Source organism: Lacisediminimonas sp. (assembly GCF_030645335.1).
Taxonomy (GTDB): Bacteria; Pseudomonadota; Gammaproteobacteria; order Burkholderiales; family Burkholderiaceae_D; genus Lacisediminimonas.
The window spans coordinates 1-9,877 of sequence record NZ_JAUSNH010000211.1; the positions used below are offsets into that span (position 1 = coordinate 1).

The 9,877-nt window shown below is 65.9% G+C and carries 7 protein-coding genes; 5 read left to right on the forward strand and 2 right to left on the reverse strand.

Annotated elements, in window-relative coordinates; translation table 11 throughout:
- Window positions 1–403 (reverse strand): aromatic ring-hydroxylating dioxygenase subunit alpha (locus tag Q7T64_RS14675; protein WP_304797211.1); only part of this gene is annotated, 403 nt, incomplete at its 3' end.
- 184 nt (window positions 404–587) lie between these two features.
- The gene (locus Q7T64_RS14680) at window positions 588–1,565 is read right to left on the reverse strand and encodes a 2-dehydropantoate 2-reductase (RefSeq protein WP_304797213.1); all 978 of its coding nucleotides are present in this window, start codon (window positions 1,563–1,565) and stop codon (window positions 588–590) included.
- 397 nt (window positions 1,566–1,962) lie between these two features.
- On the opposite strand from Q7T64_RS14680, the gene Q7T64_RS14685 reads away from it, so the two are divergent.
- The 5 genes from Q7T64_RS14685 to Q7T64_RS14705 all read left to right on the forward strand — a co-directional run.
- Entirely contained in the window at window positions 1,963–3,750 is a 1,788-nt protein-coding gene (locus Q7T64_RS14685; RefSeq protein ID WP_370653342.1) for an autotransporter assembly complex family protein, read from the forward strand.
- A 5-nt stretch (window positions 3,751–3,755) separates the two neighbouring features.
- Window positions 3,756–7,793 carry a translocation/assembly module TamB domain-containing protein gene (locus Q7T64_RS14690; protein WP_304797216.1) on the forward strand — a complete coding sequence of 1,346 codons (4,038 nt, stop codon included), beginning with the start codon at window positions 3,756–3,758 and terminating at the stop codon, window positions 7,791–7,793.
- A 105-nt stretch (window positions 7,794–7,898) separates the two neighbouring features.
- A complete protein-coding gene (locus Q7T64_RS14695; RefSeq protein WP_304797218.1) occupies window positions 7,899–8,744 on the forward strand; it encodes an MTAP family purine nucleoside phosphorylase in 846 nt (281 codons plus the stop codon).
- Between the two features lie 92 nt (window positions 8,745–8,836).
- A complete protein-coding gene (locus tag Q7T64_RS14700) occupies window positions 8,837–9,556 on the forward strand; it encodes a TIGR04283 family arsenosugar biosynthesis glycosyltransferase (protein ID WP_304797220.1) in 720 nt (239 codons plus the stop codon).
- Window positions 9,553–9,877, forward strand: a 325-nt coding sequence (locus Q7T64_RS14705; RefSeq protein WP_304797222.1) for a DUF2064 domain-containing protein, incomplete at its 3' end; no start/stop codon positions are given. The genes Q7T64_RS14700 and Q7T64_RS14705, both read left to right, overlap by 4 nt.

Below are 9,877 nucleotides of genomic sequence, written 5' to 3' on the forward strand. Positions count from 1 at the left end.
CGAAGGCAGCGCTGTAGCAACCGTCTTCGCGATCCTTGATGGTCTTGCTGCGGCCGCTGCTGTCATAGGACCAGCCGTGGTACTGGCAGACATGGAAACGGGCATTGCCCTGCGCTTTCTGGCACACCACCGCGCCGCGGTGCCGGCAGGTATTGAGGAAAGCGCCAATCGTGCCATCCGCGCCGCGCGACACCAGCACCGGATTGCGGCCGATCCAGGTCGTGAAGTAGTCGTGGGCGTCGGGAATCTGCGATTCGATCCCGAGGAATACCCAGGTGCGCTCGAAAATGTAGCGCATCTCCAGCTCAAAGATTTCCGGATCGCGGTAAACGTCGCGATGTACGGTGAACTGCCCATGCGCAATGTCGTCAACCACCAACTTGCGCAAATCGGCTGCCTGCATGTCCCCTCCTGCTTGCGCTCGGTTTGCAGTTCCGGATCTGTCGCCCGGTACTGCGGCTTGCCTGTTCGTGCTTCCCTGCTGCTGCGCCTGTCAGTGTAGAACAGCCCCTATCCGAACAAAAACAAAAAGAATATCTGGATTAAGAAGGAATGCTTCAGAATCCGCGCGGCGATTATTGCGCAGATTATTGCGCGCCCAGATTGAATGCGCGCAGCCGGATCAGGCCATGCACCGCCTGCGTCAGGGGCACCGCGACGCCGAGCCGCGCGCCGACTGCCAGCACCGCACCGGTCAGCGATTCATGCTCCATCGGACGCTTGCCCTCCAGGTCTTGCAGCATCGACGGCTTGACCACGCCCAGTGCGCGGCCGCGAAGAAGCCGTTGCCCGGGGTCTTCGCCGGTGTCCAGGCCAAGCGCCTGGCCTACCGCGATCACCTCCTTCATCAGGCCAAGCAGCAAGTCATGTACATCGGCATCGGCCAGCATGCGATCGAGCGAGGCCACTGCCAGTGCACTGACCGGGTTGAAGCTGGCGTTGCCGATCAGCTTGGTCCAGATATCGCGCCGTATGTCGCTGCTGCGCATGCAATTGAATCCGGCCTGTTCCAGCAGAAACTGCAAGTCCTGCGAACGCTGCGACAGGCTGCCGTCCGGCTCGCCAAGATGCAGGTCCCAGCGGCCGGTGTGCTGGACCACGCCCGGTTCTGCGACATAGGCCGTCGGGTAGACCACACAGCCCAGCACCTGCTGCTGCGCAATGGCGGCGGCAATCCGGCCGCCCGGGTCCACACCTTCGAGGCGCATGCCTTCGAGCGCACCGCCGAAGCCCGAAAAAAACCACCAGGGCACGCCATTCATGGCCGGCACCACCACCGTATCGGGACCGATCAGCGGTGCCAGTGCAGGCAGGGAGTGCGGCAAGCTGCAGGTCTTGACGGCAATGATCACCACGTCCTGCACACCCAGGCTGGCGCTGTCGCTGGTGGCCGGCAGTTGCACGCTGCTTTGCTCTCCCTCGCAGCGCAATACCAGGCCATGGCGCTGTATCGCTTCCAGGTGCGGACCACGCGCGACAACCGACACTTGCGCCTCGGTGCGCTGTGCCAGGCGGGCGGCCATCAGCCCACCGATTGCGCCGGCGCCAAAAATAGTTATTTTCATGCTGCAAACTCCCTTGCTGGCGACACTGTGTTTCGTGGCCAGTGCAAGCACCGGCTACCGAAATTGAAATTGGAAATCGAGAATCCGTGCATCCAACCCGATCCGCCATGGTACCCGCAGGCACCGGAATCCGTTGCAGGTGCGAAAATGGCGGATGGACAATGCATTGCGCGGTGGAGTTGGCCTGCTGGCGGACGCCAGAATTGCCGGCCCGCAGCAGACCAGCAGCAGTGCGGCGGCCATTTCGCCAGGTCAAATTGCAGCCGGGAAGCTTGAACAAATGTAATCTTGCCGGCTCCAATCGGCGACAGCAGGTTCAATGAGCGCAGCAGCGAACAAGACAGCGAACGGAAAAGGGAACGACCGGATGGGTGTACCGCACCTGCAGCCAGCGCCAATGCGCCAGCGCCAGCCAGCACGGCCGGCGCTGGCGTTGTTGCTGACGCGGGCCGTGTTCCTGCTATTGCTATTGTCCGCCGGCAACGCACGCGCCTACCAAGTCGTGATCGACACGCCGGCGCCGCTGCAGGATGTGCTGCGCCAGTTCCTCGACCTGTCGCGTTACAGCCAGCGCGCCGACCTGAATGAAGACCAGTTCAGCTTCATGCTGGCCACTGTCGAAGAACAGGTGCAGGAACTGGCAGCGACCGAAGGCTACTTTTCACCGAAAACCCGGATCGATGTAAAAGGCGCAGGCGCCAGCGCCGTGGTCAATATCAGCGTCGAGCCCGGTCCCCGTACCGTGATTGCCGCCACCAGCATCAACGTCACCGGCGCTGCCACCACCGAAGCGCCGCAGCAGGCGGCACGGGTGCGCAACAGTTGGGGATTGCGCGCCGGCCGGCCGTTTCGCCAGGAGGACTGGGACAGCGCCAAGGAACGCGGCTTGCGCATCCTGCAGAGCCAGCGCTTCGCGTCGGCCGAAATCGCGCAATCGCGCGCCGAAGTGCACGCAGGCAACGCCCAGGCCAGGCTGAGCGTGACCTATGACAGCGGCCCGGTCTACACCATCGGCGCGCTGCAGATCAGCGGCACCAGCCGCTATCCGGACAGCATCATCCACAATGTCAATCCGCTGCGGCAAGGCGAAGCCTATGATGCCGAGCGCCTGCTGGAGCTGCAACGGCAAATCCAGTCGACGCCCTACTTCAGCAATGCGACGGTCGAACTCGTGCGCGACCGCACACGGGCAAACGGCGCGCCGGTGGAAGTCAAGGTCAGCGAATTCCCGGCCCAGGTCGTGCGCGGATCAGTCGGCTACACCACCGATACCGGCGCCCGGCTGCAAGGACGCTACGGGCACAACAATACCTTCGGCCGGGCCTGGGTGTTCGACAGCCAGCTCAACCTGGAACAGCGCCGCCAGCTGGGCGCGCTCGGGCTGTCGATGCCGCCCGACGATGCGGCCTTCGTCAACAACGTGCATACCTCGCTGGAGCGCACGACGCTGGCCGGCATCGACCTGCGCAGCCGGCGCGTGGGCCTGCGGCGCTGGCGCAGCACGCAGAAATATGACCTGGCATGGACCCTGGAGTATTACAGCGACGAGTTGCAGCAACTGAGCGGCGCGGCGCTGCCCACCAATATCGCGGTGCAGCCGGGAATCCAGCGTGCGCTGGTTGCCGGCGGCCGCTGGACCCGGCGCCAGCTCGACAGCCTGGTGTTCCCGCGCGACGGCCATGTGCTCAGCGTGGAGGCTGGCGCCGCATTGCAAGGGGCCTTGAGCGATCAGAGTTTCGTTCGGGTGCTGCTGCGCGGGAAAAAATACCGTCCAGTGGGCCGCCGCGACCTGGTCCTGCTGCGCGCCGATTTCGGCGCCGTGATCACCAAGGGCGGCGACGCGTCGATACCGGCGTCCTTGCTGTTCCGCGCCGGCGGCACTGACTCTGTGCGCGGCTATACCTACCAGAGTATCGGCAACGAGCAGAACGGCGTGGTCTATCCGACCCGCTTCCTGGCCGCCGGCAGCGCCGAATACCAGCACTGGCGCAGCCGCAACTGGGGCGGCGCCGTGTTCTATGACGTCGGCACCGCCACCGGCAACTGGCCTGAACGCGCGTTTTTCCATGCAGTGGGCGTGGGCGCGCGCTGGCGCAGTCCGGTGGGCACCATCAACGCCGACTTGGGCTACGGCATACAGCGACGGCAGTTGCGCCCGCATATCTCGCTGGGCATCGCTTTCTGAACGCCATGCGCAAAGCCAAGCGACCTGAGCCGTCCGCTTCCCCTCCCCCAGCGGCAACGCATGGCGCACACCAGCCGCCACGACGCCGGTGGCGCAGCACGCTGGCCGCCTTGTTACTGCTGGCGCTGTCACTGGCGGCGGTGACGGCGTTCCTGTTCACCACCGAAGCCGGCGCCCGGCTGGCATGGCGCCTGGCAAGCGGTCTCGTGCCCGGGCTGTCCGGCGAGCTGCAGCAAGGCACGCTGGCCAGGGGCATCGCCTTGCGCAATGTCCGCTTTGAGAGCGCCGGCAGCAAGCTGGCCGCCGACCGCATCGACGGCCGCTGGACGGCGACCCTGCGGCCGCTGGCGCTGACGGTGGAATCGATCGAGATCGGCACGCTGGACGTGACGCCGGTGCCGACCCCGGACCAGGTGCAGGCGCCACCGCGCCAGTTGCGGCTGCCGTTTGCGCTGGACCTGCGCCGCGCGGGCGTGGGCCTGCTGCGCCTGCACCTGGCCAGCGGGTCGCAAACAGTCAGCGCGATCGACCTGTCGGCCAGCAGCAACCGGGTGCAGCATCAACTGCAACTCAAGCAGGCGCAAACAGCCTGGGGGCCGGCGCGCGCCAGCCTGACAATCGATGGTAGCGGTCCGGTGCTGCTGGAAGGCAACGGCAACCTGGCGGCGCAAATCCTGGACCAGGCATTTGCTTTCGATGTCCTGCTATCCGGACCGCTGGAAAAGCTGGACCTGCAACTGCGCGCCAAGGGCCGGCAGTTGGCCGCCGAAGCGGAAACCGTGGTCACGCCTTACGCACCGTTGCCGTTCGCACGCGCCCGGGTAGCGATTGACCAGTTCGATCCGCGCCAGTTTGCGCCGACTGCACCGCGCGCCAGCCTGCAAGTGCGCGCCACGCTGGAACCGCAGCAGGAGCCCGGCTCGGACGCATTGCGCCTGTCGGGTCCGGTGTCGGTGCGCAATGGCATGCCGGGTCCGCTTGACCGGCAGTTGCTGCCGCTGGTGGCGGCGCAAGCCGAATTGCTGCTGACGCCGGCACGCCAGCAAATGACCGGGCTGCAAATCGATCTGCCCGGCGGCGGCAAGCTCAGCGGCAACGCCACGCTGGAAGGCAGCCAGGGACGCCTGCAACTGCAAGCCAGCAGCGTGAACTTGCGCAATCTGTATGCGCCGCTGCAAGTCACCTCGCTCAATGGCCCGGTCACCATTGACATGGCCGCAGCGAAGCAGCAAGTCGAAGTCCGGCTGAGCGGCAAACCGGTGTCGATCGCCGCCCGGCTGGACCTGACGCCACAGGAAATCGTGCTGCATGAATCGCTGCTGCAATCCGGCCCGGCCGTGCTGCGCGCCAAGGGCCGTCTGGGACGCGGACCGGCAGCAGATTACGCACTGGAAGGCAAGCTGACCGAGTTCGACCCGAATCGTTTTGTCGACCGGACGCAACTGGCTGCCGCCACCAGGGCAGCCGGCATCAGCCAGCGCTGGCAGCTTCCCGGTGGTATCCACATCAACATGGATTTTTCGGTGCGCGGCCGGCTGCAACCGGAGCCGGAAACGGCTTTGGTGTTTGCGCTGCGCGACAGCCGCTACAACAACTTGCCACTGACCGGCGGCGGCAAGTTGCAGATGAAGGGAAAGCAAGTCCTGCCCAGCCAGGTCAAGCTGAATATGGCCGGTAATGATTTGTCGCTGGACGGCAGTTTTGGCCGGCCGGGCGACCTGCTGCGCTTTCGCGTTGATGCCCCCGCGCTGGCGAGCCTCGGGCTGGGCGCCAGCGGACGGCTGCTGGCGCAGGGCACCGTGGCCGGCAGCATCGCGCAACCCAGGCTGGATGCGCAGTGGGAGGCACAACAACTGCAATTTGGCGAACTGCGGCTGGACCAGGGTTCGGGCACGGCGCGGCTCGATGGCCTGCCCGGCGCCAACCCGGCAGCGTCGTTCCGGATTGCGATCAGCGGCAGTGGCGCACGCGGCGGCCCGGCGGCGCTGGAGCGGCTGCAGGCAACGCTGGAAGGCACCAGTGCCGATCACAAATTGAGGCTGGAAGCGAAAGGAAAACTGCGCGGCCAGCCACTGGATTTGCAACTGGCAGCCCACGGCGCGCTCAGCCAGGTCGCAGTGGGCGGCAAGACCGGGCCGGCATGGCAGGGAAGCATCGACCAGCTCGACCACCGCAGCTTTCCGCGCTTGACGCTGCGCGAGCCGCTGGCGCTGCGCGTGTCGGCCGACACTCTGGAACTGGGAGCGGCGCGGATGGTGCTGGAACAGGCCAGCATCGACTTGTCCCATTTGCTGTGGCGCGATGGACTGGTGCGCTCGGCCGGTCGCTTGCAGTCGCTCAACGTCGCCCATCTGCTGGCGCTGCAGCGTGAGCTGACGGGCAAGGAATTACCGCTCTCGTCGGACCTGGTGTTCGACGGCAGTTGGGATGTGTCGCTGGCAGGACGCGCCAGCGGCAGCTTCAAACTGGTGCGCACGCGCGGCGACCTGCGCTTGAAAACAACGCGCGGCGACAATCCGATGGGGATCAACCGGCTCAGCCTGGATGGCAGGTTCGAAGGCGAGCGCTTGCAGGTGGAAGCCGTGCTGGACACTGCCCGGCTGGGCCGGCTCGATGCCGACGGCGCAATCGGACTGGTGCAGCAGCAGCAACTGATGGTGCTGGGTCCGCAATCGACACTGGCCTTGCGGCTGCGCGCCAACGTTGCACGGCTGTCGAACGTGGCATCGATTGCCGGTGGGCGGCTGGCGCTGGAAGGCCGCCTGGACGCCGACCTGCGCGCCGGCGGCACGCTGGCGGCACCGGTGCTTTCTGGCGAGCTGCTGGCGCAAGGTCTGGCGCTGACGCTGTTTGACCAGGGCGTGCGGCTGCATGATGGCACGGCCCGCCTGGCGCTGACCAACAATATGCTGGAATTGCAGGAAGTCCTGTTTCGCGGCGGCCGGGGCACGCTGCGCGCAAGCGGCCGCATTCCACTGGACAGCAACAGTCAGGAACTGGGCGCGAACATCGTCGCCGAACGCCTGCAATTGCTGGCAGATCCATCGCGTCAATTGACCGTTTCCGGCAAGGCGGTGCTGGCAAATCGCGGTGGCCAATTGCAGGTGATCGGCAATTTCACGGTCGACGATGCGCTGTTTAGCCTGCCCGAAAAATCAGCGCCCAGCCTGGGTAGCGATGTCGTCGTCATCGACCGCCTACCTGGCCAGGGCGCAGCGCCAGCCACGGTGGCTGCCAGCGCTGCGACCAAAGGCAGCACTGCGGCCGCGGCACCGCAAGCGCCGGGATTGCTGCCGCCACGGGTTGAACTTGAGCTGGACCTGGGACGCAATTTCCGCTTCCGCGGCTCCGGCGCGGATTTGCGCCTGGGCGGCGCGCTGTCGATCCGCAGCGGTCCCGGGCAAGCGGCGCAGGCGTTCGGCACGGTGCAGGTGGTGGAAGGCACCTACCAGGCCTTCGGCGCCAAACTGGCGATCGAGCGCGGCGTGATCACCTTCCAGGGGCCGTTCGGCAATCCGCTGATCAATATCATTGCGATGCGCCGCGAGCAGGAAGTGCCCGCCGGCGTCCATGTGACGGGCAACGCGCGTCGGCCACGGATCGCCCTGATTTCCGAGCCGGACCTGTCGGAGGAAGAAAAATTGTCCTGGCTGGTATTCGGTCGCGGCACCTCGTCGGGCACCGGTGGCGCCGGACAGGCGCAGGCCGCACTGCAGGGTGCGGCGCTGGGGCTGCTCAACAGCGCCGGTGCTTCGCGCGTTGCCAGCGAGCTGGGATTGAACCAGGTAAAGATCGGCTCCAGCGAATACGCCACGCTGGCCGGGCAACCGGTGGTGACACTGGGCAAGGAGATTTCCAACCGGCTCTATATCGGCTACGAACAAAGCCTGGCTGGGGTTGGCGGCGTGCTCAAGCTGACCTATGAACTGTCGCGGCACTGGTCGGTCGTGCTGTTTGGCGGGACCGTGGCCGGACTGGACCTGTTGTACAGCAAGCGCTTCGACCGCTGGGGCGCGGGCGACAAGGCAGGGTCGCGTGATTAGCGTTGATCGGGTCGATGGAGGCGCATGACGCCCAGGCCCGGCCCGGGGTATATTCCAGCGGCACCGTCTGTAACACCATCAACAATTTATAACCCAGGAGCAGCAATGCTGGCCATCATCGGCGGAACCGGCGTCTATCAAATCGACGGCATGAAATTGCTGGAGACGCTACCGGTCGAAACCCCATTCGGCAAACCCTCGGCGCCGGTGCTGCGGGGGCAGTTCGGCGCGCATGAAATCCTGTTCCTGGCGCGCCATGGCGATGCCCATGCGCACTTGCCGCACGAAATCAATTACCGCGCCAATATTTTCGCGCTCAAGATGCTGGGCGCAACCCAGGTCATCGGCATTTCCGCCGTCGGCAGCCTGCGCGAGGAAATCGCGCCCGGCGAGCTGGCGATTGCCTCGCAATATTTCGACTGGACCCGCGGACGGCGCGCCAGCACATTCTTTGGCGACGGTGTCGCCGGCCACGTGTCGAGTGCGCACCCGATCAGCGAAAACCTGTCCGCCTGGATTGCCGCGCATGCCCGCCAAAGCGGCCTGCGCCTGCACCAGGGCGTGACCTACGGCTGTGTCGAAGGCCCGCGGCTGGGCACGCGCGCTGAAAGCCTGTTCCTGCGCCAGGCCGGCTGCGATATCGTGGGCATGACCAACATCCCCGAAGTGTTCCTGGCGCGCGAGGCGCAAATTTGCTATGCCACCATCAGCGTGGCGACCGACTACGACTGCTGGATGGAAGACCCGGCCAAGCATGTGCAGGCGACGTCGATCTTCACCCTCTACCGCCAGAGCCTGGAAAAGCTGCATGCCTTGCTGGCGACCATGCTGGGCAGCAGCCTGCCCGACGAAGAACCGGCAATCCGCGGCGCGCTGTCGCATGCCATCCTGACGCCGGAACATGCGGTGAGCACGCACAACCGGCAATGGCTGGAGGTGCTGCGCCGCTGATCGCGGGCCCACCGCGTGCCTTTGCCTGCGCCGCTGTAAGGAAAGCGACGTCGATCCGTACTGATACCTGCCTGCCGGCCCGCTGGCGCCCCTTGTCAACCGCTGCGACCAGCAATCCATCGACCACCATGCGTGTTTCCGTCATTGTTCCGGTACTTGATGAAGCAGCGTCCATCCTGCGCACGCTGGCCAGCGTGCGACCCGCGCGCGGGCAGGACCATGTCGATGTCGAAATCATCCTGGTCGATGGCGGCAGCAGCGACGGCACAGCAGGGCTGGCCACGCCGCATTGCGACCAGGTGATCCATGCCGTGCGCGGCCGGGCAAACCAGATGAATGCCGGCGCCAAAGCCGCAAGCGGCGAGTTGCTGCTGTTCCTGCATGCCGACACGCTGTTGCCGGGCGGCGCGATTGCCCGGCTGGCCGCGCTCGCGGGCGAGGCTGCGCCGGCATGGGGCCGCTTCGATGTCCAGATCGACGGTGCACACCCGATGCTGCGCGTGGTGGCGGCGCTGATGAACCTGCGTTCGCGGCTGACCGGCATCGCCACCGGCGACCAGGCAATCTTCGTCACGCGCACCGCATTTCTTGCCGTGGGCGGCTTCCCGCAGCAGCCGCTGATGGAAGACATCGAAATATCGCGCCGCCTGAAGCGCATCGCGCCGCCGCTGTGCTTGCGCGAGCAGGTCCGCACCTCGGGACGGCGCTGGGAAACCAGGGGGCTGTGGCGCACCATCGCGCTGATGTGGACGCTGCGCTTGCGCTATTGGCTGGGCACGCCGGCAGAACGACTGGCCCGGATTTACCGATGAACGACGGCGAACCACAGAGCCAGCAAACCGGCGGCGGCGACTGTGCCGTGATCGTGTTTGCCAAGGCGCCGCTGCCGGGACTGGCCAAGACCCGCCTGGCACCCGCTTTGGGACAGGCCGGGGCGGCGCGGCTGGCGCTGCGCATGTTGCAACAGACACTGGCGCAGGCCGTGCAGGCAAACATCGGCCCGGTCGAATTGTGCTGTGCGCCCAATGCCGCCCACCCTATCCTGATCGAGGCTGCCGCCGATGCCGGCGTCATGTTGAGCGAGCAGGGCGAAGGCGACCTCGGCCAGCGCATGCAGCGCGCGCTGGCCCGGC

What these genes read in the sequence shown, in the direction of transcription:
- Q7T64_RS14680 (WP_304797213.1), bottom strand. Translation starts at nt 1,565, where the DNA reads ATGAAAATAACTATTTTTGGCGCCGGCGCAATCGGTGGGCTGATGGCC.
- Q7T64_RS14685 (WP_370653342.1), top strand. Translation starts at nt 1,963, where the DNA reads ATGCGCCAGCGCCAGCCAGCACGGCCGGCGCTGGCGTTGTTGCTGACG.
- Q7T64_RS14690 (WP_304797216.1), top strand. Translation starts at nt 3,756, where the DNA reads ATGCGCAAAGCCAAGCGACCTGAGCCGTCCGCTTCCCCTCCCCCAGCG.
- Q7T64_RS14695 (WP_304797218.1), top strand. Translation starts at nt 7,899, where the DNA reads ATGCTGGCCATCATCGGCGGAACCGGCGTCTATCAAATCGACGGCATG.